This window comes from Porticoccus litoralis (assembly GCF_030676955.1).
Lineage (GTDB): Bacteria > Pseudomonadota > Gammaproteobacteria > Pseudomonadales > Porticoccaceae > Porticoccus > Porticoccus litoralis.
In genome coordinates, this window is the sequence record NZ_JAUUUU010000004.1 from 144,944 (window position 1) to 168,669 (window position 23,726).

At 53.8% G+C, this 23,726-nt stretch carries 24 protein-coding genes; 15 read left to right on the top strand and 9 right to left on the bottom strand.

Annotated features, from left to right (window positions below; translation table 11 throughout):
* Positions 1-3: 3 nt before the first annotated feature.
* From Q8A57_RS08890 to Q8A57_RS08925, 8 genes are all read left to right on the top strand, one after another.
* On the top strand, positions 4-768 hold the full coding sequence (locus Q8A57_RS08890) for a hypothetical protein (protein ID WP_305170725.1): 765 nt from the start codon (positions 4-6) through the stop codon (positions 766-768).
* Positions 761-1,219 (top strand): ribosomal protein S18-alanine N-acetyltransferase, encoded by a 459-nt coding sequence (gene rimI / locus Q8A57_RS08895; protein ID WP_305170727.1) that lies wholly within the window; start codon positions 761-763, stop codon positions 1,217-1,219. Before Q8A57_RS08890 ends, rimI begins: the two co-directional genes overlap by 8 nt.
* 193 nt (positions 1,220-1,412) lie before the next feature.
* Positions 1,413-3,773: a putative bifunctional diguanylate cyclase/phosphodiesterase gene (locus tag Q8A57_RS08900; RefSeq protein ID WP_305170729.1), complete on the top strand. Its 2,361-nt coding sequence runs from the start codon at positions 1,413-1,415 to the stop codon at positions 3,771-3,773.
* Between the two features lie 68 nt (positions 3,774-3,841).
* Positions 3,842-4,786, top strand: a complete 945-nt coding sequence (locus tag Q8A57_RS08905) for a YbgA family protein (protein WP_305170731.1) — start codon at positions 3,842-3,844, stop codon at positions 4,784-4,786.
* A gap of 3 nt (positions 4,787-4,789) precedes the next feature.
* Positions 4,790-4,990 carry a hypothetical protein gene (locus Q8A57_RS08910; RefSeq protein WP_305170734.1) on the top strand — a complete coding sequence of 67 codons (201 nt, stop codon included), beginning with the start codon at positions 4,790-4,792 and terminating at the stop codon, positions 4,988-4,990.
* A gap of 30 nt (positions 4,991-5,020) precedes the next feature.
* A complete protein-coding gene (locus tag Q8A57_RS08915) occupies positions 5,021-5,476 on the top strand; it encodes an NfeD family protein (protein ID WP_305170736.1) in 456 nt (151 codons plus the stop codon).
* Positions 5,477-5,545: 69 nt separating this feature from the next.
* The gene (locus tag Q8A57_RS08920; RefSeq protein ID WP_305170738.1) at positions 5,546-6,397 is read left to right on the top strand and encodes an SPFH domain-containing protein; all 852 of its coding nucleotides are present in this window, start codon (positions 5,546-5,548) and stop codon (positions 6,395-6,397) included.
* Between the two features lie 69 nt (positions 6,398-6,466).
* Positions 6,467-6,850, top strand: coding sequence for a YMGG-like glycine zipper-containing protein (locus Q8A57_RS08925; protein WP_305170740.1), 384 nt, complete (start codon positions 6,467-6,469; stop codon positions 6,848-6,850).
* A gap of 14 nt (positions 6,851-6,864) precedes the next feature.
* On the opposite strand, the gene Q8A57_RS08930 is transcribed toward Q8A57_RS08925, so the two are convergent.
* From Q8A57_RS08930 to Q8A57_RS08965, 8 genes are all read right to left on the bottom strand, one after another.
* Positions 6,865-7,611: a hypothetical protein gene (locus Q8A57_RS08930; protein WP_305170742.1), complete on the bottom strand. Its 747-nt coding sequence runs from the start codon at positions 7,609-7,611 to the stop codon at positions 6,865-6,867.
* Entirely contained in the window at positions 7,604-10,027 is a 2,424-nt protein-coding gene (locus tag Q8A57_RS08935; RefSeq protein WP_305170744.1) for a Lon protease family protein, read from the bottom strand. The genes Q8A57_RS08930 and Q8A57_RS08935 overlap by 8 nt, the downstream gene beginning before the upstream one ends.
* A gap of 11 nt (positions 10,028-10,038) precedes the next feature.
* Positions 10,039-10,470: a host attachment protein gene (locus tag Q8A57_RS08940; RefSeq protein ID WP_305170746.1), complete on the bottom strand. Its 432-nt coding sequence runs from the start codon at positions 10,468-10,470 to the stop codon at positions 10,039-10,041.
* Between the two features lie 129 nt (positions 10,471-10,599).
* Positions 10,600-11,133: a response regulator transcription factor gene (locus Q8A57_RS08945; RefSeq protein ID WP_305170748.1), complete on the bottom strand. Its 534-nt coding sequence runs from the start codon at positions 11,131-11,133 to the stop codon at positions 10,600-10,602.
* Positions 11,134-11,147: 14 nt separating this feature from the next.
* Positions 11,148-12,407 (bottom strand): ATP-binding protein, encoded by a 1,260-nt coding sequence (locus tag Q8A57_RS08950; RefSeq protein ID WP_305170750.1) that lies wholly within the window; start codon positions 12,405-12,407, stop codon positions 11,148-11,150.
* Positions 12,408-12,432: 25 nt separating this feature from the next.
* Positions 12,433-14,520, bottom strand: a complete 2,088-nt coding sequence (locus Q8A57_RS08955) for a TonB-dependent receptor domain-containing protein (protein ID WP_305170752.1) — start codon at positions 14,518-14,520, stop codon at positions 12,433-12,435.
* 141 nt (positions 14,521-14,661) lie between these two features.
* Positions 14,662-15,528 (bottom strand): universal stress protein, encoded by an 867-nt coding sequence (locus tag Q8A57_RS08960; RefSeq protein WP_305170754.1) that lies wholly within the window; start codon positions 15,526-15,528, stop codon positions 14,662-14,664.
* Positions 15,528-17,021: a SulP family inorganic anion transporter gene (locus Q8A57_RS08965; RefSeq protein WP_305170756.1), complete on the bottom strand. Its 1,494-nt coding sequence runs from the start codon at positions 17,019-17,021 to the stop codon at positions 15,528-15,530. The genes Q8A57_RS08960 and Q8A57_RS08965 overlap by 1 nt, the downstream gene beginning before the upstream one ends.
* A 371-nt stretch (positions 17,022-17,392) precedes the next feature.
* On the opposite strand from Q8A57_RS08965, the gene Q8A57_RS08970 reads away from it, so the two are divergent.
* The 7 genes from Q8A57_RS08970 (at position 17,393) to Q8A57_RS09000 (ending at position 22,932) form a co-directional block, all read left to right on the top strand.
* Positions 17,393-18,964, top strand: a complete 1,572-nt coding sequence (locus Q8A57_RS08970) for a peptide chain release factor 3 (RefSeq protein WP_305170758.1) — start codon at positions 17,393-17,395, stop codon at positions 18,962-18,964.
* A gap of 55 nt (positions 18,965-19,019) precedes the next feature.
* A complete protein-coding gene (locus Q8A57_RS08975) occupies positions 19,020-19,436 on the top strand; it encodes a VOC family protein (RefSeq protein WP_305170760.1) in 417 nt (138 codons plus the stop codon).
* Positions 19,437-19,499: 63 nt separating this feature from the next.
* Positions 19,500-19,997 carry a methyl-accepting chemotaxis protein gene (locus Q8A57_RS08980; protein WP_305170762.1) on the top strand — a complete coding sequence of 166 codons (498 nt, stop codon included), beginning with the start codon at positions 19,500-19,502 and terminating at the stop codon, positions 19,995-19,997.
* 63 nt (positions 19,998-20,060) lie between these two features.
* A complete protein-coding gene (locus Q8A57_RS08985) occupies positions 20,061-20,810 on the top strand; it encodes a TSUP family transporter (RefSeq protein ID WP_305170764.1) in 750 nt (249 codons plus the stop codon).
* A complete protein-coding gene (locus tag Q8A57_RS08990) occupies positions 20,807-21,139 on the top strand; it encodes a hypothetical protein (RefSeq protein WP_305170765.1) in 333 nt (110 codons plus the stop codon). Before Q8A57_RS08985 ends, Q8A57_RS08990 begins: the two co-directional genes overlap by 4 nt.
* Positions 21,136-22,221: an AI-2E family transporter gene (locus Q8A57_RS08995; protein WP_305170766.1), complete on the top strand. Its 1,086-nt coding sequence runs from the start codon at positions 21,136-21,138 to the stop codon at positions 22,219-22,221. The genes Q8A57_RS08990 and Q8A57_RS08995 overlap by 4 nt, the downstream gene beginning before the upstream one ends.
* A 48-nt stretch (positions 22,222-22,269) precedes the next feature.
* Positions 22,270-22,932, top strand: a complete 663-nt coding sequence (locus Q8A57_RS09000; protein WP_305170767.1) for a class I SAM-dependent methyltransferase — start codon at positions 22,270-22,272, stop codon at positions 22,930-22,932.
* Positions 22,933-22,966: 34 nt separating this feature from the next.
* Here Q8A57_RS09000 and Q8A57_RS09005 read toward each other — a convergent pair whose 3' ends face one another.
* Positions 22,967-23,710 carry a response regulator transcription factor gene (locus Q8A57_RS09005; RefSeq protein ID WP_305170768.1) on the bottom strand — a complete coding sequence of 248 codons (744 nt, stop codon included), beginning with the start codon at positions 23,708-23,710 and terminating at the stop codon, positions 22,967-22,969.
* Positions 23,711-23,726: the final 16 nt, after the last annotated feature.

Genomic DNA, 23,726 nt, shown 5'->3' on the forward strand with positions numbered 1-23,726 from the left:
GGGATGTCGGCAAATCTGCGTGACTGGTATCTGGATACGCTGGGGGTGGTGCAATATCGCCCCAGGGAAGACGGGGTAGCTGATATCCCCTTTCCTGTGGATATAGAGCCGCAGCTGGAGCCAAGGCCACAGTTGGTATCAAAGCCACAGGCAAAAACAGTCAATGCAGAGGACATTCCACCTGTTTGGGATGCCGCTCCGGAAACCAGCCCGGATAAAGTTGTCAGCAAAGAGAGCCCTCAAAAGGTAGAAGATTCTCCGGTTCAGTCAGATTCAGCCCAGCCGGTTGGCCCTTTCCGCATAGCCTGCTGGCAGCAGGGTGATGACCTGCTGGTGATCCATGCGTTTCCTCCGGGTCATGTTCCCGTGCTGGAAGAAAGGGAGCTTTTGTTTAACCTGTTACGTGCCATAGATCGCCTGGTAACTGAAATGCCTGCTGCCGACTATATTGATTGGCCCCTGACTCCTGGTGAGCCTACCGATTTTCAGGGCGCAAAATCCATGCTCAGTGTTTTTCTAGATACAAGGATTCGCAAATGCGGCGTACTCCGGGTGCTGTTAATGGGAGAATTGCCCGCACGGTTGTTGTTGCCATCTCAAGCTGTAGGGACCCAAGTTGATTTTGAAGCGGTGCTGGGTGAGATAGAGGATTTACCCGGCGGTGCCAGGACGATAGTGATTCCCAGCCTGCAGGATATGTTAACAACGGTCTCATCCAAGCAGGTTGCCTGGCGTGCCCTACAGAAACTGTTGGTGCCCCGTGACTGAGACGCAAACCGTCATACGCCCCATGATGGTTGATGATCTGGATTCTGTGGCCAGCATTGAACAACAGGTCACGCCTCATCCCTGGAGCCGCAAAGAGTTTCAGGACAGCCTGCAAAAACATCGATGCCTGAGCCTTACCCGGGATTCACAAGTGATTGGCTATGCCATTTATACGCTCGTCGTGGGTGAAGCTGAGATCCTCAATATTGCCGTTGCGGAGGAATGGCAGGGCAGAGGTTACGGCCGAATGTTAATGGATGAACTGATTCATTTACTGGGGGTGAAAGCGGAGCGTTTGTTCCTTGAAGTGCGTGCCGACAATTTGCCAGCCCAGAGGCTTTATGAGGATGTCGGCCTCGTGGAAATCTGCGTACGCCGAAATTACTACCAAACCTCCTCAGGCCCTGCAGATGCCATTCTCATGGCCATGGACTTCTGCAATTTTCATTAGCGCTGTTTTGGTCGATGCCCTAACTGTCTAAAAGATAACAATTTGTTTGTGAACAGGTTCACAAACGCCCATCTGTTCACGCCTGAAATACGCCGTTTGTCGTTAAACTCCTTTTCCATGCGGTTTTCAAATGATCAGTTTTCTAGAATCAATGCATTAGAAATAATGCAATAGAAGCAGCAGGTATTGACTAATGGACACCACGGAAGAGTTAGCAGCACAGTCAACGCGTTTTGAGATTGCACAATTACTGCTGGAACGTTTACCCATTTGCATTGGGGTGACTGCGGGTTTCTGTTTGGTCCAGGCGTTCGCCTGGGTTAGCAATCTGTTCAGCTGGCACTTGATCGCCTGGTCAATTTTTTCTATCACTCTGCTTATCGGTAGTTGGTTATTGGTTCGCCGCTTGTCAGAAACCTACAAGTTTTTGGGTATGAATGTCAGGCTTGTTGAAGATATCAACAATCTGGCGGTGGTGTTATCCATTGCCGTGGGGCTTATCTGGTCATCTGCGAGTGTCATTCAGTTCTTTGCCCAGAGCTCTGACCATTGGCTGTACTTCTCAATTATTATTGGTGCAGCTGCCAGTAGCGGTATTCTGTTCAATTACAATATCCGGGCTTCGCTGATCTGTGTGGCCATGGTTATGCTGCCCTGCACCATACAGGTTTACCTGTCTGGCCACGAAAGCGGTCTGTACTTTACAGCCTTTAATCTTATTTACATGGCCACCTTGTATTTAGTCATGATCCAGCTGCATCAGTTGCTGGAAAAAAACGTCTCGTTACGTATGAACAGTGAAGAGTCCGCACGCAAGCGGGCTGAATTGAGCTATCTGTTTGAGCAACATTGGCAAAATGCGCCTTTGGCGGCAGTGCAGTGGGACAAGAACCAGCGCATTATCGATTGGAATCCCAGTGCTGAAAGACTGTTTGGTTATTCCAAACAGGAGGTTATTGGAAAGCAACCAGACTTTTTTGTGCCTGACAGCTCCAGGGAGAAGTCAAACACCATGTGGCATGCGTTGATGCGCAAGAACACTGATGGCAATCTCAGTGTGCATGAGGTTCTGGACAAGAGTGGTGCAGTTAAAATTTGCGAGTGGCACAACACACCGCTATTGAAAGAAGGCAAGCTGATCGGTGTTGCATCGTTTGTTGAAGACATTACCTCTCAGGTAACGGCCAAGGAAATAATCCAGCGGCAGGCAACTGTGGACACACTGACTTCATTACCTAATCGTCGCCGCATGATGGAAGAATTGGATTGTGCAATTTCGCGCTCCCAACGTCACAAACAATTTGGCGCAGTCATTTTTCTCGACCTGGATCACTTCAAGGACATTAACGATACCCAGGGCCATCATATGGGTGATCTGGTGTTGCAGTATTTCGCCGAGCTGCTGCGTAAGGCTGTTCGCACTGAAGACGTAGTGGCGCGTTTTGGTGGTGATGAATTTGTCATTCTGGTTCAGGACCTGGGAGAAAAACCTCAAGAGGCGCGCGCTAAGGTGTTAACCATCGCCGATAAGATTATGGAAATGGGAAAAACCGCCTGTAAACAGGAAGGCCTGGAATATGAAATTGAAGTTAGCGGCGGCATTGTTATGTTCAGGGGCAACCATTACAGCTCTAATGACCTGCTGAAGCAGGCTGACCTCGCCATGTACAAAGTGAAAAACTATGGGCGCAAGGGTTTCAGCTTCTACGATGACTCCATGGCGGTTGAGGCCGAGTATCGAGTCACCATGATACGTGAGCTGCGTCAGGGCATTGAAAATGGTGAGTTTGAGTTGCATTTTCAGCCGTTGATGAACATATCAGGCAATCTTGTCTTTGCCGAAGCCCTGTTGCGCTGGAAGCGGCCTTCACAGCGAATCGTCCCTGCTGGGGAATTTATCGACTTCATGTCCTCATTGCCTATGATGACAGAGGTTGGTGTCTGGGTGTTCGATTCGGTGTGTGCACAAATTCAAACGTGGAAAAATGAGGGTCACTGGCGTTCTGACTGCGCTATTTTCGTCAATATCAGCCCGAAACAGTTTGAAGATGAGCAGTTTGCCCGGCAGGTAAAACAGACCATCAAAAAATATGATATTAACCCCCAACAACTTGTCCTGGAAATTACCGAGGAAAGCCTGATCAATAACCTTGATCGTGTGCATGGGCAACTTATGGAATTGATTGACTTCGGTTTGCGCATTGCTCTAGATGATTTTGGAACAGGTTATTCCTCGTTGGCCATGTTGCAGAAACTGCCGGTACAGTTTGTGAAGCTCGACCGAGAATTTATCAACGATCTGAGCTCATCTAAAGATACCTATTCCATCGTCATGGCGGTTATCAAGCTGTGTCATATTCTGTCCCTGGAAGTGATTGCAGAGGGTGTGGAGACGGAGGAACAGCACACGATCCTGAAGCAACTGGGGTGTAATTACTTTCAGGGGTATTACTTTGACAAACCCATGGAAGCAGCTGCCTTCACTCAGTTGATTAATAAGTCAGAATCTGCTGAAGAGTGTGAAAAATCGCCACATCTGAAAGTGGTCAGCTGAGTATTTTTCCCGGTACAACCTCAACATTAGACAGGGTATAGTTAGGCCAATTGTCCCGGGGGTTATCCGTGGTAAAAATTCCAGTTGGTATCAGTGCCTGTCTGATGGGTGATGAGGTCCGCCATAACGGTGGACACAAGCGAGATGCCTATATCAATGGCACGCTGTCGTCTTTTTTTTCCTTTCACCATTTCTGTCCCGAAGTTGGTATTGGTCTGGGTGTGCCCAGGCCCGCTATCAGGTTGCTGGCGACAGATCGAGGTATTCGGGCGGTGGGTAGTCGGGATTCGGGTCTTGATGTGACAGATCAACTGGTCGGATACAGTCGGGAGCAATTTCCCCTGATTGAACAATGTTCTGGCATGATTGTGAAAAGAGCTTCCCCCAGTTGCGGTATGGAGCGGGTCAAGGTCTACAACGACAAGAATATGCCGCACCCCGAGGGGAGCGGTGTGTTCGCCGCGGCCATTATGGATAAATTTCCTCTCCTACCCATGGAGGAGGAAGGCAGACTGGGCGACCCGGGATTGCGGGAAAATTTTGTGCAGCGGGTTTTCATCTATCACCGTTGGCGAACGGAATACGCCAACGAACTGACAGTAAAAAAGCTGACCGAGTTTCATGCCAGGCATAAATTGATTTACATGAGCCACGATCAAAATCGTTCCCGTGAATTGGGGCGAATTGCTGCTTCCGCCCGCAATGATAATCTCGAACATGTGGCTGCTGAATATATTGCTCTTGCGATGGCTACCCTGAAAAAAGTCGCGAGCCGCAAGAATCACGTCAATGTATTGCAACATATTCAGGGTTATCTCAAGAAACAGCTGGATACTGATGATAAGCAGGAGCTGGTAGAGGTATTTGAGAGGTATCGCTTGGGGGAAATCCCGCTTATCGTGCCGATTACCCTGCTTAGGCACCATTTTCGAAAAGTGCCGGACGACTATATCGACCAATCCTGGTATATGAATCCCTACCCGGAAGAACTCAAATTGCGCAATCTGGTATAAACGTTGAAGAGTACAGAGAAAAATAAAAGAAACATTCCGGTATTACTCATCGTTCTGGATATGATCGGGGCAGTATTCGCTGCCATGGGCATTCTGGGCTTGATGGGAGAGGGTGCTCTGGAAGATTACCTGCTGTTGGCCGGTGGCATCTTGCTGATGACACCACTGGTCTTGCATATTTTAAACCGGGTGCGCAGCCGCTAGGGCTGCAGCACTAAAATAGGAATCATCTACATGGAATTTGAGCTTGCGACCTGGCACTGGTTGGTGCTGGGGATCCTTCTTGTGATTATGGAAATCTTCATTCCCAGTTTCACCGTTCTGTGGTTTGGTCTGGGTGCGTTGGTGGTCGGAGTGACGCTGTGGCCCTTGCCCGAGTTGCCTCTGGCGGCGCAATTACTTATCTGGATTGTCGCTTCTTGCCTGTTCGCAATTCTGTGGTTCAAGTATTTCAAGCCACGCATGATCGATAAAACCACGGCGGGTATTGCCCGGGAAGCGGCTGTGGGCGAGTCGGGACAGGTAATTAAAGTGCCCGCCGGAGAAAGACGTGGTGTGGTGCGCTTCGCCATTCCTATCCTGAGTGCTGATGAATGGGAATTTATCTGTGAACAGGATGTTGCTGTGGGCGATCGTGTGTTTATCAAAGAGTTTTCGGGAAATACTCTGATCGTCGTTAAGCTGGATTAACAGCCGCTGAAATACCTTTCCGCGGTAGCTAGGTACGAATTAAATTAAGTCCCTTGAAAGGAGATCAAAATGGAAGGGTCTATTGTTCTTTTTGCATTACTTTTGTTGGTGGTTATCACAATTGCTCTGGGTGTCAGGATCGTCTCCCAGGGTAGCAAGCACGTGGTTCAAAGGTTGGGTAAGTACCATAAAACCCTGCCGCCAGGTCTGAACATCATCATTCCTTATGTCGATACAGTGGCCTACAAGGTGTCCACCAAGGACATTGTTCTCGATATCCCATCACAAGAGGTTATCACCAGGGATAACGTGGTGATCATTGCTAACGCCGTGGCCTACATCAACATTGTGTCCCCCGAAAAGGCGGTTTATGGGGTAGAGGACTATGAGCTGGCCATTCGCAATCTCGTCCAGACATCTCTGCGTTCCATCGTTGGCGAGATGGACCTGGATGATGCCCTGTCTTCCCGTGATCAGATCAAGAGTAAGCTGAAAACCTCCATATCTGACGATATTGCCGACTGGGGTATCACCCTGAAAACCGTAGAAATTCAGGATATCAATCCCTCCGGCACCATGCAGCAAGCTATGGAAGAGCAGGCCGCTGCAGAGCGTCAGCGGCGGGCAACGGTCACCCGCGCAGATGGTGAGAAAACCGCGGCTATTCTGGAAGCGGAAGGGCGCCTTGAGGCATCACGACGGGATGCGGAAGCCAAGGTTGTGTTGGCTACAGCTACCAAAGAGGCGATTGAGAAAGTGACCGCCGGTATCCAGGATAAAGAATTACCAGCGGTATATCTGCTCGGCGAGAAGTACGTTGAAGCCATGCGCGGAATTGCCGAGTCTGAAAACGCCAAGATGGTGGTGTTGCCCGCAGATATTCCCGCCGCTGTCCGCGGTCTGATGGGTGCCCAAAAATAACCAATTCAGGTCAACCGGTTGCGCTGTAGCACGTTATATTGGTTGTGTGGCCAAACAAATGGTATTTCCATGTTGAAGATTACCCCTTTGCTCGTCGCAGTGATGTTGCTGGCCGCTTGCAGCCATTACGGCGCATCCTCAGGAGCTGACAGCAGTGGCATCATCATTGATCGTCAGGGCGTGGATATGTCTAGGTATTACAGCGATCTCAATGAGTGTCAGGGCTATGCGTCCGAAGTGCGTGTGGCCGAGCGCACGGCTACTTCGACTGCCGGGGGCGCAGTGGTAGGTGGTATTATCGGAGCCGTGGTCGGGGACAGTGATACCGCCAAGCGCGGTGCGGGTGTTGGTGCGGTCACTGGAGCCATCAAAGGCGTTTCATCGGGTTCTCGGGAACGTGAACGGGTGGTGAAAAATTGTCTCCGTGGTCGCGGCTACCGGGTACTTAATTGACTCTTGGAGATCTGTTAGTCCATTAATAGTAGTGGGAAAGGTAGCTGTTCCAGCAGCTCAAACCACTGTCTTTCCGTCAGGTTCGTCAGCAGGTCCTTTGGCATTAATACCAGTGATGCAGAATTGAGTCTCAGGGCACGGAGTTGTTCGGGACGTGTGGATGATACAGCCTGAAAATGCCACCGTACGTCCTCTATTGACAGTTTCCCAGTGATCTCTGCGGGTAGAGGCGTCTCACTGACAATAGTGATGTCGGACACCATGCCGTTGGCCGCCAGCAGTCGTGCTACTTCCAGCATGCGCTCGAAAATACCGGAATTCTCGTAGATCAGTACCAGTTGCCTTAGCTGTAGGGTTACCTGCTTTCTAGTTAGGCTTTTGCGGCTACGACCGGGGAGAAAAACATCGCATCCCTGAATAGACAGGGACTGTATGGCAACTTTTCCACTTTCCACAGCAAAGGTGCATTCTAGTTTGTCCCGAGCGCTCAGTTCCTCCAGCAGGTGGCGGGCCTGGGCACTGGCAAGCCGGTTGATGCGTAGCAATTCTTCAGGATCCAGTATTCGCTCTTCAGCTGATAGGTAATTAATCTCGGTAGAAAAGGGCAGCCCTGCCGCTGACATCAACTGGCTGTCTTCAATGTAAAGGCCTGACAGGGTGGCATCCAGTCGACGGGCGATGCTGACCAAGGTTGACAGCCCGGCATCCGTGGCACTGTGCATGTCCAGTGCGATCAGAATATGACGCCTGGCGCTACTCATCACCGTCTTCGTCCCCCTTGTCGTGGGCCGCATATTTTTTCGCAGCAGCTATCCACGCCTCAACCTTAGCGGCCACCCGACCATTCACTGATTCTGCCGGGTATTGGCTCAGGGTGTTTTGCACACCGGCATCGAGCCCGGTGAGCAATGACAGTGCTTCATCAATTGTCGAGATGGCATAAATATGGAAGCGACCCTCTGTGACGGCATCAATGACACGTCTGTCCAGCATCAGGTGCTGGGTGTTGGCGGAGGGCATAACAACTCCCTGGCTACCTGTAAGACCGCGGGCCTGACAGATGTCGAAGAAGCCTTCAATTTTCTGGTTGATACCCCCGATGGCCTGTACCTGCCCATGCTGGTTGATCGAGCCGGTGACAGCCAGCTCCTGCCGGATCGGTATATCGGCGATGGCTGACAGCAATACGGTAATTTCCGCGACAGAGGCGCTGTCTCCCTCAACCCCGCCGTATGACTGCTCAAACACCAGACTGGCAGAGATGGGTAAAGGTCGGTCTCTGGCAAAACGGCTGGCAATAAAGGCTGACAAAATCAGTACGGCCTTGGAGTGAATGTTGCCGCCGAGTTTGACCTCCCGCTCAATATCCACCACCTTGCCACTGCCTAGGCGTGCCTGGGCGGTTATCCGCGTTGGCTGACCAAAGGCATACCCCCCCAACAGGAAGACCGAGAGGCCATTAATCTGGGCCACCCGGGTGCCACTGGTGGCAACCAGCTGGATATCCCGCAGGATACTTTCGTGGATACGCTCCCGGAACTGGTCCATGCGTCGAGTGGCTGCATCGACGGCCTGTTGCAGGTGCTCGGCAGAAATGTGCTCAGCACCCGCCACACCCGCGTAATAATCGCTTTCACACAGTAGGTCTGTGAGTCTGTTCAGGTGCAGCGGTAGTTTTTCAGCATCTTCAAGCATTCGCGATCCCTGTTCGATCACCCGTGCCACAGCAGCGGTATCCAGGGGGCGTAGGGATTTTTTATGTTGTAGTGCAGCGATCAGCCTGGCGTATCCCAGAGTATTTTCTGCGTTGCGTGGTAGGTCTTCCGAGAGGTCCGCCGGTACCTTAAACAACAGGTTAAAATCTGGGTCATAGGCCTGTAGCAGGTAGTAAATCATGCGGTCGCCCAACAGGATAACTTTCAGGTCCAGGGGCACCGGTTGCGGTTCCAGAGACTTGGTGCTGACCAGGCTCAGTAGTTGGTCAATGGATTCAATGCGTATTTCCCGGGACTGCAACGCCCGTTTCAGCGAGTCCCAGGCAAAGGGGTTGGTGAGTACCTTGACGGCGTCCAGCAGCAGGTAACCGCCGTTGGCACGGTGCAGGGCGCCATTCCGGATCAGGGTGAAGTCGGTGGTCAGTGTGCCGAACTGAGCCTCATGCTCCACCCGTCCCATAAGGTTGTTGAGGGAGGGGTTGTCCTCATAGACGATTGGCGGGCTGCAGCTGTCACTGTTATCCACCAGTACATTAACCTTGTACATGGGAAATTCATGCACCCGAGCCTTGAGGTCTTCCGGCATGCTGGATTGGCCTTCTTCCTCCCGAAACTCATCGGCATTTTCAATGACATTCTGTTTTACCTCGCTGAGGAAGCTGACCACTTCCGCATGCTCGCCATAGCGGTTTTCCAGCTCCCGGAAAATCTGATTGACGGCATTCTGGACAATATTCTGGTTGAGTTTTTTCATGCGCTCGCGCCCCTCCTTCATCCAGAGGGGCATTTGCAGGACGACTTCCTTGAGTTCTTCCTTGAGCTCGTTGATTTTGTCTTCGATGGCTTTTTGCTCATCTTCGCTGAGGGCTTCAAACTCTTTCGGGGTGATGATCTCTTCGTTTGCCAGCGGTGCCAGGGTGTAGCCAGTGGGGGTCTGCATCAGGGCAATATCCATCTGCTTGGCCTTGTCCCGCAGGGCTGCAAAAGCTTTCTGCTCGCGATCGCTGTATTCCTCCGAGATCTCGTTGAGGCGTGCCTTGTACTCGGCACTTTGAAAAACCCCGGGAATGGTGACCAGCAGATCCTCGACACATTGCTCCATGTCTTTCTTGAGGCAGGAGGCAATGCCGCAGGGCAGCTTCAGCACTTTCGGCTGTTGGGGGGCACTGAAATTATTGATGTAGCACCAGTCATTGGGGCGGGGGCCTTCGGTAACCTGTTGTTGCAGAAAATCCCTGAGCATTTCATGTTTGCCCATGCCAGAGGAACCCATCACGTAAATGTTGTAACCCTCGTGGCTGATGCCAAGGCCGAAACGCAGTGCCTCCAAGGCTCGATCCTGGCCAAAGTAATTGTCCAGGTGTTCCAGCTCAGTGGTGTCTTTGAAGGGCAGTGTGGCCGGATCACAGCGTCGGTAGAGATGCTCAGCGGGTAGTGCCTGGATGGATTCTTTTTCTGTCACGCTCTGCTCACTTATAGGTATTCTGGTAAATGGTTGCGAATATCCTCGTTTGAGGCCTTGACCAGCTGTAGGTCGAATTCTCCTTGCAGGGCCGCTTTGACATTTTTGTTGAGGTGTTTGTGCAATGCTCCCAGCATTTGCGAAGGCGCTACCAGGTAGAGTTTTCGAAAGTGATCCTGTTCCCGACCCAACGCCAACAGGTCACTGAGCTCCCTGGCAAAAGTGTCCCGCTCCTGCTCTTTGATCGCTGATTTTTCCGCGACGCCGTGACTCCCTGATGGATTGCTGCCGCTCTGTCTTCCCGGCTGATCGCTGACCAGTTCAGAGACCTTGAGGCGGCTTTCACCATGGAGCATGCTTTTCACTTCCACCAGCGGTTCTTTGGAACCGGCGGTATTAAAGATACGTGCCCTTGAGGCGTCGGCAACCAGTACCCAGGTCATCACGATTTCTCCTATTGAGTACGAGTAATTGTGGTGGGTTTATTGCTTAAGCATAGTGTTGATCCGCACGATTGGCACGGGAGGGTAGAAGGAATTTTTAAAGGTTTTGGTGGTAGAGGATCGGGGTGGTTAATGCCTGACCGGTCGTTTTTGAAGTTTGCGCTGTAGGGTGCGGCGGTGCATGCCGAGACTGCGTGCTGTGGCGGAGATATTGCCGTCGTTCTCGGCCAGCACACGCTGGATATGTTCCCATTCCAGTCGTTCAACCGACGGTGGTGTTTCATTAATGGGTATTTCTGGGTTTGGCTGTGTGCCCTCGAATGCTGCCAGGATGTCGTCTACAGATGCGGGCTTGCAGAGGTAATTGCTGGCACCCATTTTGATGGCTTCTACGGCAGTGGAAATACTCGAGTAACCGGTCAGGATGAGCACTTCGATAGCTGGATTCAGGGTCTTCAGTTCCGGAAGCAGGTTAAGGCCAGATTCGCCGTCCAGTTTCAGATCTACCACCGCCTTGTCAGGTTGATTTTCACGGCAAAGGGCAAGGGCTTCCTCGCCAGTGTTAGCGGTAAAAACCCGGTAGCCACGTCGTGTCATAGCTCGGGTCAGGATACTGGCAAAGGTCGCATCATCGTCGACAATCAGCAGGGTTGGTTGAGTCATGGTAAGTCCAGGTTTCAGGACTGTGATGTTAGCGGCAGAATCACCCGGGTGACAGTGCCGCCGCCATCGCCGGGGCTGATACTGACATTACCGCCATAGCGGTCGAGGGTGGCCCGGGAGAGGAAAAGCCCCAGTCCCATGCCATCCGGCTTGCTGGAATTAAAGGGTTTACCCAGTTTTTCCTTTAGCGATGGTTCAATACCTGCGCCAAAGTCACGGATACATAACTCCAGAGCCTGGTCATCCCAACCCGCCTCGACTTCGACGCGCTCCGGGCTTACATCGGCTGCATTGTTCAGCAGGCTGGTGAGGGATTGAGCGATGGTGGGGTGGAACCGTGCTGTCTGTTCCGACAGCTCATCCGCGTAACGGATATGTGCCTGTACTCGGGGCCGCATAACCTGCCAGCGTTCAAACAGCTTGTCCAGGTAAGTCCGCAGAGAGATCGCTTGCTGGGTTTCACCGCCCCCTTCCGCTGTGGCAACAAGCGCCTTCAGGGTTGTTCGGCACTGCGCCAGTTGCTGTTGCAGGATAACCAGATCCTCGCGATGGGAGGAGGGCTCTTCGAGCATTTCATCCACTAGAATTTTCATGGTGTTTAACGGGGTGCCCAGCTCGTGGGCAGTCCCTGCCGCCAGGGAGCCTATGGCCAGTACCTGTTCGTCACGCAGCTGGTCTTCCCTTCTTAGGGCCAGCTGTTCTTCCTGATATCGCAGCGTGTTGGCCATACGGGTGACAAAGTAGGTAATCAGAGCTGCACTGACGGCAAAATTGCACCACATGCCGAGGATGTGCAGGTTTACGCTATCGCCGTGATGGTGGCTGGGCGCCAACGCCGGGATAGGTAGGTAGTTATTGAGTAGCCAGCTATAGGCCGCGAGGGACAGCAGAGTCACGCTCCAGGTGTAGCGCAGTGGCAGGGTGGTGGCGGCAATACTGATGGGTACCAGGTAGTAGGACACAAAGGGGTTTGACGCACCTCCACTGAAAAACAGCAAGGCTGTGAAAAAGGCGATGTCCACTAGCAGGTGACAGAAAAATTCCAGTTCGGTAATGACCGGGTAGCGGAAGGTTCGCCACCAGGTTGTGGCAATCACCAGAGCGTAGAGGGCGAGAATGGCGCCCAGTACCAACACCGGCAGGCCGATATCCTGTATTTGGCTGAAAAAAAGGAGGGCCAGAAGCTGGCCCCCAAGAGCGATGTTTCGAATGATACTCAGCTGACGCAGATTGTGGCGTGCGGCTGAGTGGAGAGAGCTATCGATCCTGGTCATGGCTCGATATTAACAGATGCTTTACTCACCAGTGCAGGGTTGCTGCCAGGTAAATGTTGCGGCCCGGACCGGTCAGTCGATCACCGACGGCAATGTCACTGTCGGCATTGCGGTTGTAGCCGGCGAGGTGGTCCTGGTAGCGGTTGTCAAACAGGTTTTCGACGCCGCCGGAGAATGTCAGCTGCCGCGTCAGGCGGTAACTGCCGGCCAGATTAATAATGCCGTAACCGGAGGTTTTTTCTTCCGCATTGAAGTCGGATACCTTGTTCTGTTTGGCGTAGAGCACGGACTCCAGCGACAACATCACCGCGTGCTGTTCATAGATCAGAGCCAGCCGGTTGTTGAGGGGGGCAACCCGGTAGAGATCGTCACTTTCATCGCGACGTTTGCCGCGCACGTAACTGAGATTGCCTTCCAGGCGCAGGGTCTCGGTGAGAGTATAGCCATAGCCCATGTCCGCGCCGTACATCTTCGCATCGACATTGTCGAACATCAGTGCAGCCTGTCCGCTCATCATGGTACTCAGCATGTTGGCTGTGGCATTGGTGGACGGTACACCTTGAATGTAATCGTCAATGCGGCGGTAGAACACTTGAGGTGTTACCCAGGCCGCCCCATTTTGCCAGTCAAAACCCAGGGTGATTTCGTGGGCGGTTTCTTCATCCAGATCCAGGTTGCCGATATAGTTGCGACCATCGGCCAGTCCTCCGGTGGCGGCCAGTGGCAACCACAGGTAGCGTTCCTGGTAGGATGGGGCGCGATTCTTGCGACCGAGACCAATGTTAAGGGTGGTGGTTTCATTCAGCGGACGGCTCAGGTTCAGGGCCAGGTCCAGGTAGGTGAAGTCTTCGTCCAGATCGCCGTTGTTGAACGCGGTGGCCAGCATATTGGCATTCATTGCCATCATACCCATCATGCCACTGGCGCCGACGGACTCACTGTCCATTTTTACACGGTTGATCCGTGCACCGGTCTGCACATGCCATTCCCCAATGTCACCTTCCCACTCTGTGAAAATGCCGTAGGTGTCACGTTCAGCATCATTAAAGTTGGCCACTTCAAACATGGCATTGTTGGGGTTGGTGATGGTGGCGGTATGGACAGTCTCGTTGCCGTCGCTGCCGACCGTCAGGAAGCCGTTGGCCATAGGCCAGCGGGCTTGCAGTGACCAGGCGGTGTTGTGTGCACTGGCATTGTTAGCGCGGTAGCTCATCAATGATGCGGGGGCAGTGCGCTGGGAAAAGTTGTCCATCAGGTGATCGACATGGTTGTAGGACAGGTGTCCACTGAGCACCATTTCACCGATGGTGGTGCTGACGTTGGTGCCCACAGTGTCTCCATCGATATAGTTGATATCCATGGGCAGTGACGGGGTGCCGGTGTCCCGGGTGTCCAGCTCGCCAGTGTAGATTTCGATACGACTGCTTTCATTCTGCCAGCCGTAGCTGATGTCATAGCGACCGCGACGGTACTGGGTGCCGCCGATTTCGTCATCACTGTCGATACGGGTTTCATTGCCTTCGTCGTGACTGTAAAGCGCTGAAAGTTTGTGATGCTGGTTGGTCAGAGTGGATTTCAGCGCACTGCTTGAACCATCGCTGTTGTCGTTGAAGCGGCTGGAGAGCGCACCTGAGAATTCAAACTCGTCACTGCTGCCAAACTCCCCGCGATCCAGAGTAGCAGTCATATGTCCGCCGAGACTTTCCTGGGCGGCACTGACTGGAGCGATGCCGCGATCCACTTTCAGGGATTTCAGCAGGAGCGGTGGTGTGTAGGTCAACGGCGCGTCCATAGCATTCGGGCCGCCGGTGAGGGTTGGCGCGTGGTCGATATGGATGCTGACACGATCGCCGTAGAGGCCGCGGTATTGGGCGATGCCGGTGATGGGACCATTACTGTTGACGTTGGCGCCGGGTACCCGTTTCAGCAGTGCCGAGGTGTCCACCACCGGGATGCTTGCGGGCTCAATCTCCAGCGGTAGTTTGTTGGTACTCTGCACCCCGGTGACATTGATCTCTTCGGGGTCGGCGTGTTCAGCCAGTAGTGGTATTGGTAGCGCGGTCAGCAGTAACGTGGCTACAGCCGTGCTCGAGCGGCGTAAATCGCGCTTCACAGGCCAAGTCTCCATGGTCAGGTTCAAGTGGTCGGCATGATAAGGGTGATGTGGCGTTTTGGGGATGTGACAAATTGTCGCACTTGGCCGCAGCGGATGAACCCCGGTCTGAATCAGTCCGGGCCGGGGAGGGGGTGAAGATTAACGAAGCAGCAGTAGAGGTATGTTTGAGTTGATTAACATGCGCTGGGTGAGACTGCCGAACAGCAGTTCCCGCAGGCGGCTTTGGCCGAAAGCCCCCATGACCATTAGCTCAATGTCGTGTTGGTGGTAGTAGCTTTCCAGTTGCTCCTGTACATCGCCTTTCAGTTCGGCGCAGGTTGTTTGTAATCCGGCCTGTTTCAGAATGGCAGCGCCTTCCTGAAGTTGTTCCGACTCTCTTTCCCCCTGGCCCACATGCACTAGATGGCATTCCATACCCCGGTAAAGTGGGCTGAGACTGACCATGTCGAGCGCTTTGCGGGAGACTTCGCCACCGTCGTAGGCAATCATGATGCGCTCTGGAGGCTGTTCGAAGGAACGGTTAACCACCAGTACAGGCCTGTGCAGGGAGCGAATCAGCGACTCCAGTTTGGCGCCCACCTGGTTTTCCCTGTTTTCGCGTCCCTCGCCTCGAATGCCAACCACCAGCACCCGAATTTCCTCTTCCATTTCGACGAGGGTCTCCTCGAGGCTGCCGTGGCGTTGCAGGCTTTCTGGTTGCGGACAGCCACGTTCAAGCGCCCGCTGACTGGCCTCCTGTAGCATGGCCTTGCCCTGTTCCAGCAGGATGCGGCTGCGCCGTTCCTCCATACTGGTGAGTTCTTCCAGGAGTTCTTCCCGGCTGCCCAGACCGATACTGCCGCTGAGGTCCATCAGCGGGGGGGTGTCCCGGTGTTCAATGTTGTGCAGCAATTTCAGGGGTGCCTGCAGCTTGGTCGCAACCCAGGCGGCGTAATCCGTCACCGCTGCGCTGTAGGTGGAGCCATCGATTCCGGCCAGGATAGTGCTTCGCTTTGTTGTGCCCATCAGTGTTCTCCCAGTACGCGGTCAATGTCTTCAGGTTTGTCGTGATGGCCAAAACGGTCCACGATGGTGGTGCTGGCCTCATTCATGCCAACTACCTCCACCGCGGCGCCCTCGCGCCGAAATTTGATAACCACCTTGTCCAGCGCTGCCACGGCAGAAATATCCCAGAAATGTGCGCGGCTCAGATCAATTACGACCCTGTCGAGGGCTTCTTTGAAGTCAAACTGGGCGCTGAATTTATCCGCGGAATTAAAAAAGACCTGTCCCACCACCCGGTATGTGCGCAGATTGTCAGTTGCCTCCAGCTCCGAGGTCACGTACATAAAATGGCTAACCTTGTTGGCAAAAAACAGTGAAGCAAGCAGTACCCCTACGAACACACCGTAGGCGAGATTGTGAGTGGAGACAACCACCGCCACCGTCGCCATCATGACCAGGTTGCTGGACAGGGGGTGTTTTTTCAGATCGACAATGGACTGCCAGCTGAACGTGCCGATAGACACCATAATCATGACGGCCACCAGCGCCGCCATGGGAATCTGCGATATCCAGGGGCCAAGAAATACCACCATGATAATCAGGAATACACCGGCGACCAGAGTGGAGAGCCGCCCCCGGCCGCCTGATTTCACATTGATCACCGACTGGCCGATCATGGCGCAGCCGGCCATGCCCCCCAGCATCCCGGCGCCGATATTGGCGATGCCTTGGCCCTTGCACTCCCGGTTCTTGTCGCTGGGGGTGTCGGTGAGGTCATCGACAATAGTGGCCGTCATCATTGATTCCAGCAGGCCGACCACCGCCAGGGAAATCGAGTAGGGGAAAATAATTTTCAGGGTTTCCAGGTTCAGCGGCACATCCGGCCACAGAAACAGCGGCAGGGTGTCCGGCAGCTCCCCCATATCGCCCACCGTGCGGATATCCAGACCAATTACCATGGCGACCAAGGTAAGCGAAACAATGCACACCAGCGGCGAGGGAATGGATTTGCCTACCACCGGCAGATAGGGGAACAGGTAGATGATGCCCAGGCCTGCGGCGGTCATGGCGTAGACATGCCAGGTGACATTGGTCAGTTCCGGTAACTGGGCCATAAAGATCAGAATGGCCAGGGCATTCACAAACCCGGTCACCACCGAGCGGGATACAAAACTCATGAGGTTGCCGAGTTTGAGGAACCCGGCAATTATCTGTAATACCCCGGTCAGCAGGGTGGCTGCCAGCAGGTACTGTAGGCCATGCTCCCTGACCAGGGTCACCATCAGCAGCGCCATGGCGCCGGTGGCTGCGGAGATCATTCCCGGTCTGCCGCCGACAATGGCAGTGATCACAGCGATACAGAACGAGGCATACAGCCCCACCTTGGGATCGACACCGGCAATAATCGAAAAGGCGATGGCTTCAGGAATCAGGGCCAGGGCGACAACGGTGCCCGCCAGTACATCAGCACGGATATTGCCCAGCCATTGCTGCCGGGTAGTGTAGAGGGACATAAACATTCCAGTTTTTGTGGGTGACTTGGCGCCACCAGGCGGTAATGGTGCTGTTGGTGGCTGACAAATGCTATGGGCCAATCGCGGCCGCCCGGAGATATAGGGTTTGTCAGCGGATGGTTGCAGTGCCGGTTGCGGCGGGACTCACCGGGTCAGGTGGCGTCGATGCAGGGCAGGTAAAACAAGTCATCGGATCGTACAGCATTCACGAGCGCCGCATTATAGCCGCTGAGGGGGGAGAGACAATGGCACACCGGGATTCTGTGCAGAGCCGTTTGCTTGAAAAGATCGCACAGAACCATGTATAGCGTGGTGGCCATCGGCTACAATGCGCGGCTCTCGATACCCACATCTGCAACAGACACATACCCATGAGCCGCAAGTTCCAGAATCGACGCACCTTCGCGATTATCAGTCACCCCGATGCGGGTAAGACCACCATCACTGAAAAGCTGTTGCTATTCGGCAACCTGATTCAGGTGGCGGGTACCGTGAAGGGCAAGAAAAGTGACCGTCACGCTACCTCTGACTGGATGCAGATGGAGAAGGAACGGGGCATCTCAGTGACTTCGTCGGTGATGCAGTTTCCCTACAAGGACGCCATGGTGAATCTGCTGGATACCCCTGGGCACGAGGACTTCTCCGAGGATACCTACCGCACTTTAACGGCGGTGGATTCTGCGCTGATGGTGATCGACGGTGCCAAGGGCGTAGAGGATCGCACCATCAAACTGATGGATGTGTGCCGCCTTCGTGACACGCCGATCATTTCATTCGTCAACAAGATGGACCGGGATATTCGCGACCCCATCGAGCTGCTGGACGAAATCGAATCGGTGCTGAAAATTGCCGGGGCCCCCATTAACTGGCCGATTGGCATGGGGCATGACTTCAAAGGCGTCTACAACCTGTATACCGATACGATCCATGTCTTCAAGCCTGGTCAGGGACACACCATTCCCGAAGATATTCAGGTTGCGGGAATTGATTCCGAAGAGGCGACCGAGCTGCTGGGTTACTACGTTGACGATATCCGTGAGGAAATCGAACTGGTGCGTGGCGCCACCCACCAGTTCGACCTGGAACTGTTTCTGGCCGGGCAACTGACGCCGGTATTTTTTGGTACGGCACTGTCGAATTTTGGAGTGCGGGAAATGCTCGACCACTTCGTGCAATGGGCGCCTGCGCCGCAACCGCGCCTGGCTGTGGATCGGGAAGTAACCCCCGGAGAAGAGCAGTTCAGCGGTTTCGTCTTCAAGATTCAGGCGAACATGGACCCGAAACATCGGGACCGCATCGCCTTTATGCGGGTCTGTTCCGGTCGCTACCAGCAGGGTATGAAGATGCACCATGTGCGTATCGGTAAGGATATCCGCATTGCCGATGCTGTGGGCTTCAAGGCCGGTGATCGTGTAGCGGTGGAGGAGGCTGTGGCCGGTGATATTATCGGCCTGCACAACCACGGTACCATCCAGATTGGCGATACCTTTACCGGGGGCGAGGATCTGAAGTTTACCGGTATTCCTCACTTTGCTCCGGAACTTTTTCGTCGAATTCGCCTTAAAGACCCATTAAAAACCAAGCAGTTACAGAAGGGTCTTCAACAACTTTCTGAAGAGGGAAGTACCCAGGTATTCTTTCCCCTCAACAACAATGACATTGTCGTGGGTGCCGTGGGGCAGTTGCAGTTTGACGTGGTGGCCTACCGCCTCAAGGATGAATACGGGGTCGAAGCGGTCTACGAGCCGGTGAATGTTTACACTGCTCGCTGGATAGAATCGGACGACAACAAGAAAATCGAAGAGTTGAAACGCAAGGTGCCAGATGGCGTCGCCGTCGACGGAGGCGGGCATCTTACCTACCTGGCCTCCACGAGGGTCAATCTGGCCCTCACTGAGGAGCGCTACCAGGAACTGCAGTTCCGAGCCACCCGGGAGTTATAAACCCGGTTACCGGGTTCACTATAATCCCTGTAGGTCATTTTCTGCGGAGTGAGCAATGGACCCGGTATTTCCCCGCCTCACACATATTGCGCTTCATGTGGAAGACATGGATGCCTGTGTCGCGTTTTATCAATACTACTGCGATATGGAGATCTGCCATGCTCGTAACAACGGACAACAGCGCATTGTCTGGCTGGCAGAATCCGGGCGTGAAAAGGATTTTATCTTTGTATTGATGGACGGTGGCCGCAATCTGGCGCTGCCGGATGATGACTACCGTCATTTTGGGTTTGCCGTGCCCAGCCGGGAAGCGGTGGATGACTTGGCGGAACGGGCCAATGCCCGAGGAGAACTGGTTTGGCCGCCCCGTGAGGAACCTTTCCCGGTCGGTTACTATTGTGGGCTGCAGGACCCCAATGGCAACTATGTGGAATTCAGCTATGGTCAGCCTTTGGGGCCTGGTGCCGGGTAATAATCGTTTGCCCGTTAGCGGCTGTTGTAATAGTCTGACCTCACCTGCCTGGTGGAGAAAATCATGGATAACCGACGCAAAACGGTCGTTGTTAACGGTCGATTTCAATATCAGTATGCGCTGGTTGCCGCAGCAGCTTCGGTGCTGTTGATCAATCTGTTTATCATCGTCAATACCCTGTTACCCGATTACCGGGGATTCCTGCTCAACGGTTGGCACACACTCATTGTGGCGGTGGTGGAGATTTTCCTGATCGGTGGCGTCTGGTGGGGCAGTCTGATCGCCAGCCACCGAATTGCCGGCCCGCTCTATGTGATGGTGCGGGAAATAGAGTCCATCTCGGAGGGGGACTTCACCGCCCGGGTAAACCTGCGTCGCTATGACATGTTTCAGCCCGAAGCCGAAGCTATCAACCAGAGTATGGAAATTCTTCAAAAGCGCATTGACCGTATCAAAAGTATTGTCGATGAAATCGAGAAACAGCCCGGTGGTTATGCCCCGGCGACCCCCGACCATCTTGCTCGCCTGAGAGCAGAGCTTGAACAGTTCAAAACCACTTAAGTTGTTATTACCGGGCAGGGCTGTAAAGGTTGCGGTGCTGCACTAGTCACGGGTTTTACTCCTTTGCCTGATCCCGCTGTTTTTGTATTACTCGTTGTTATCGCCTTTGCCGCGGGATTTATTTCATCCATCGCCGGGGCTGGAGGCGTGCTGACCTTGCCGGCACTGCTTTGGGCCGGATTGCCACCCATCACCGCACTGGCCACCAATAAGGTGCAGAGCACCTTGGGCACGCTTTCCTCCACCTGGAATTTTTTCCGCAAAGGGCATCTCGACCTCAAACCGTTGCTGCCGTCTATGGCAACGGCGCTGATCGGTTCATGCCTGGGCACCTGGGTGGTGCAACGGGTGGGTAATGAAGTGCTGGCGACATTGATTCCCGCCCTGTTGATCGCCATCGGCCTTTACTTTCTGGTGTCCCCGCGCATCAGTGATGATCACCGAGAGCCGCGAATTTCCAGTCTGCAGTTCGCCATGACCGCGGCACCGTTGATGGGATTCTACGGCGGTTTTTTTGGTCCTGGCATGGGTTCCATTCTTCCGTTTCTGATGGTCTGGCTGATGGGGTATGGACTGCGTAAAGCCACAGCTCAAACGAAGGCTATGGTACTGTCGGTGAACGGCGTATCTGCCGCGATTTTTATTCTCGGTGGACACGTGATCTGGTCGCTGGCCATCGCCATGTCGCTGGCACAGATAGTTGGCGCCAGGCTGGGCTCAAACCTGGTGATCAGTCGCGGTGGTGCACTGGTGCAGCCGGTGATTATTGTCGTTACCCTGGTGGTTGCCCTGAAACTGTTGATTGCGCCATGACTTTTCTGCTGACCCTATTGCTGACGTTTATCGTCGTGCTTGTCGCGATCGTTGTTTTCGTACATGTGGGTACTCCGGTCTACCAGTTGAAAAAGCATAACGTCGAGACCTTGCTGGCCATGGTGGTGGCGGGGGAGGCGACGGAAAATGACTGGCAAGTATTTTTGGGCGTGCCGATCAGACATAATGAGCAGCTTGAGGCCCTGCGGCTGGCCTGTTGTGAGATCAGCGAGCGCGAGTACATGGGCGGGTCTGGTCCGCTACTTACGGCAAAAGGTATCGATGAAGTTCGACAATTGCTGGAGCAATTGCAAGGAGACGAGGAATGACAAGGGAATCATCACCTATGGTCCGTGGGATCATTATTGCGGCTGCGTTCGTCGTGGTCGTGGCAGGGCTGAAAGCGGCAGAAACTCTCCTGGTGCCGTTTCTGTTATCGGTATTTATTGCCCTGATTTTTTCCCCGCTTCTCGCCAAACTGAAACAGCTGCGGGTACCCGGTGGGCTGGCCATCTGTCTGATCATTGGCCTGGTGGTTCTGGTGGGGTGGCTGATTGGCATTTTAGTGGGTGCCTCCATCAATGATTTTCGCCAGAATCTGCCCCAGTACCAGGAACGTTTGCAAACCATGAGTGTGGGGGTGCTTAACTGGATGAATGAACGGGGCATTACCCTCGACATGGAACAGATGCGACAAAGTTTCGACCCGGGCAAGGTGATGCAACTGGCGGGAAACACCCTGAGTTCCTTTGGCAATGTTATGACCAATGCCTTCATGATTTTGCTGACGGTGGTTTTTATCCTCGCAGAGGAAATGGGCTTCAGTGAAAAGCTGCAGTCGGCTCGCAAGGACAATGGTTCTACCGGCGAGGCGTTGCAGCGTTTCACCCAGAGCGTCAATAGTTACCTGGGTATCAAATCGCTGCTCAGCCTCCTTACCGGGGTGCTGGTGATGATCTGGCTGTGGTTCCTGGATGTGGACTACCCGGTGATGTGGGGGCTGCTCGCATTCCTGCTCAATTTTGTCCCGACCATCGGTTCCATTATTGCCGCCGTCCCGGCCGTGCTGCTGGCGCTGATTCAGTTGGGCCCGCTGGTGGCGGGATTGACGGCTGCCGGTTATCTGGTGGTCAACGTGGTGGTGGGCAATGGCCTGGAACCGAAATTGATGGGCAAGGGGCTTAACCTGTCACCACTGGTGGTGTTCCTGTCCTTGGTGTTCTGGGGTTGGGTGCTTGGCCCGGTGGGTATGCTGTTATCCATTCCTCTGACCATCATGGTCAAAATTGCCCTGGAGAATCACGAAGAAACCTACTGGCTGGGGATAATGCTGGGGGCCGGTGTTCGACCGCAGCCTACAGTTGTCGATGACGAGGATTCTTCTGAATCCCCACAACCTCAGGACAGCTGACCTACTTCCGGTCGATGTGGGTTCGTCATTCGCCGACAGGAGGACGACATGTCTAGTCAGACGATTAATCTCAGTCCTGATCTGTACCGCTATATGCTGGATATCTCCCTGCGTGAGGCAGAGGTGTTGAAGGCCCTGCGGGAGGAAACCGCCCGCTTGCCCAACGCCAATATGCAGATTGCCCCTGAGCAGGGCCAGTTTATGGCGATGCTGGTACAACTGAGCGGTGCACGTCGGGTGATCGAGGTGGGTGTCTATACCGGATACAGCTCACTGGCGGTGGCTGCCGCACTGCCAGATGACGGTTATCTGCTGGCCTGTGATATCAGCGAGGAATACACCGATATTGCCCGGCGCTACTGGCAGCAGGCGGGTATCGGCCACAAGATCGATCTGCACCTGGCTCCGGCTGTCGACACGTTGCAGTCGTTGATCGACAGGGGGCATCCTGCAGACTTCGATTTTGCTTTTATCGATGCCGACAAGGAAAACTATGAGGCCTATTACGAGCGTTGCCTGCAGTTGTTAAGGCCGGAGGGACTGATTGCTGTCGACAATGTACTCTGGAATGGATCAGTGATTAATCCCGAAAAGCAGGATGCAGATACCCGTGCTATTCGAGCCTTTAATCAGAAGTTATTATCGGATGAGCGCGTGGATATCAGCCTGGTGCCCATTGGTGATGGACTGACCCTGGCGAGAAAGCGCTAGGCGTCCGTATGCTCCAGTGGGGCTGCTGTGATGACTAGATACTCATCCCTTTCGCGTTGACCCGCTCCAGGCGATAGCCGAAGCCGTGCACAGTGGTGATCTGCCAGCCGTGTTCGGGTATCAATTGCATTTTCCGGCGCAGCTTGCCGATATGCGCATCCACTGTACGGGTGTCGATGTCATTGGCAACACCCCACACGGACTCCAGTAACGCCTTGCGGCAAAAAAGGCTACCATTATGGCTGAACAGCTGCAGGGCAAGCTGGTATTCCTTGAGCGTCAGGCTGATCGGTTGGTCGAGAAAATAGGCCTGTTGATTGGTTTCGTCAAACCTGTAGGGCGAGTAATCGTTCTGCGGTTCGTGCTGCATTTCGGCATACAGGAGGCTGGTTCGTCTCAGAACGGCAGAACAGCGGGCCATGAACACCTGCTTCTGAAAGGGTTTCACTATGTAGTCGTCAGCCCCCATCAACAACGCATTGGCGATGTTGGCGTCCTCATCCAGCCCGGTAACGATAATGATGGGGACGTTCAGGCGCAGTTGCTCACGACACTGCTTGATCAAAGAGTCTCCACTGCCGTCCGGCAATGTCCAATCGAGAATGATCAGGTCGAATGTATTGCCGGTCAGTTCCTGGCGTGCCTCATCGAGCGAATAAACTCCCTGGTAGTCATAGCCCGCATGCTCAATCAGTTGACGGTAGACTCGTTGTAGCGAGTCGTCATCTTCGACCACGCAAACCCGTGGACGCTCAAGATGTTTTTCCTTTCCGGGCATGAACAAAGCTCACAAC

Excerpts from the sequence above, each read along its gene's own strand:
- Q8A57_RS08890 (WP_305170725.1), top strand. The coding sequence starts at position 4 with ATGTCGGCAAATCTGCGTGACTGGTATCTGGATACGCTGGGGGTGGTG.
- Q8A57_RS08900 (WP_305170729.1), top strand. The coding sequence starts at position 1,413 with ATGGACACCACGGAAGAGTTAGCAGCACAGTCAACGCGTTTTGAGATT.
- Q8A57_RS08915 (WP_305170736.1), top strand. The coding sequence starts at position 5,021 with ATGGAATTTGAGCTTGCGACCTGGCACTGGTTGGTGCTGGGGATCCTT.
- Q8A57_RS08920 (WP_305170738.1), top strand. The coding sequence starts at position 5,546 with ATGGAAGGGTCTATTGTTCTTTTTGCATTACTTTTGTTGGTGGTTATC.
- Q8A57_RS08925 (WP_305170740.1), top strand. The coding sequence starts at position 6,467 with ATGTTGAAGATTACCCCTTTGCTCGTCGCAGTGATGTTGCTGGCCGCT.
- Q8A57_RS08930 (WP_305170742.1), bottom strand. The coding sequence starts at position 7,611 with ATGAGTAGCGCCAGGCGTCATATTCTGATCGCACTGGACATGCACAGT.
- Q8A57_RS08940 (WP_305170746.1), bottom strand. The coding sequence starts at position 10,470 with ATGACCTGGGTACTGGTTGCCGACGCCTCAAGGGCACGTATCTTTAAT.
- Q8A57_RS08945 (WP_305170748.1), bottom strand. The coding sequence starts at position 11,133 with ATGACTCAACCAACCCTGCTGATTGTCGACGATGATGCGACCTTTGCC.
- Q8A57_RS08950 (WP_305170750.1), bottom strand. The coding sequence starts at position 12,407 with ATGACCAGGATCGATAGCTCTCTCCACTCAGCCGCACGCCACAATCTG.
- Q8A57_RS08960 (WP_305170754.1), bottom strand. The coding sequence starts at position 15,528 with ATGGGCACAACAAAGCGAAGCACTATCCTGGCCGGAATCGATGGCTCC.
- Q8A57_RS08965 (WP_305170756.1), bottom strand. The coding sequence starts at position 17,021 with ATGTCCCTCTACACTACCCGGCAGCAATGGCTGGGCAATATCCGTGCT.
- Q8A57_RS08970 (WP_305170758.1), top strand. The coding sequence starts at position 17,393 with ATGAGCCGCAAGTTCCAGAATCGACGCACCTTCGCGATTATCAGTCAC.
- Q8A57_RS08975 (WP_305170760.1), top strand. The coding sequence starts at position 19,020 with ATGGACCCGGTATTTCCCCGCCTCACACATATTGCGCTTCATGTGGAA.
- Q8A57_RS08980 (WP_305170762.1), top strand. The coding sequence starts at position 19,500 with ATGGATAACCGACGCAAAACGGTCGTTGTTAACGGTCGATTTCAATAT.
- Q8A57_RS08990 (WP_305170765.1), top strand. The coding sequence starts at position 20,807 with ATGACTTTTCTGCTGACCCTATTGCTGACGTTTATCGTCGTGCTTGTC.
- Q8A57_RS08995 (WP_305170766.1), top strand. The coding sequence starts at position 21,136 with ATGACAAGGGAATCATCACCTATGGTCCGTGGGATCATTATTGCGGCT.
- Q8A57_RS09000 (WP_305170767.1), top strand. The coding sequence starts at position 22,270 with ATGTCTAGTCAGACGATTAATCTCAGTCCTGATCTGTACCGCTATATG.
- Q8A57_RS09005 (WP_305170768.1), bottom strand. The coding sequence starts at position 23,710 with ATGCCCGGAAAGGAAAAACATCTTGAGCGTCCACGGGTTTGCGTGGTC.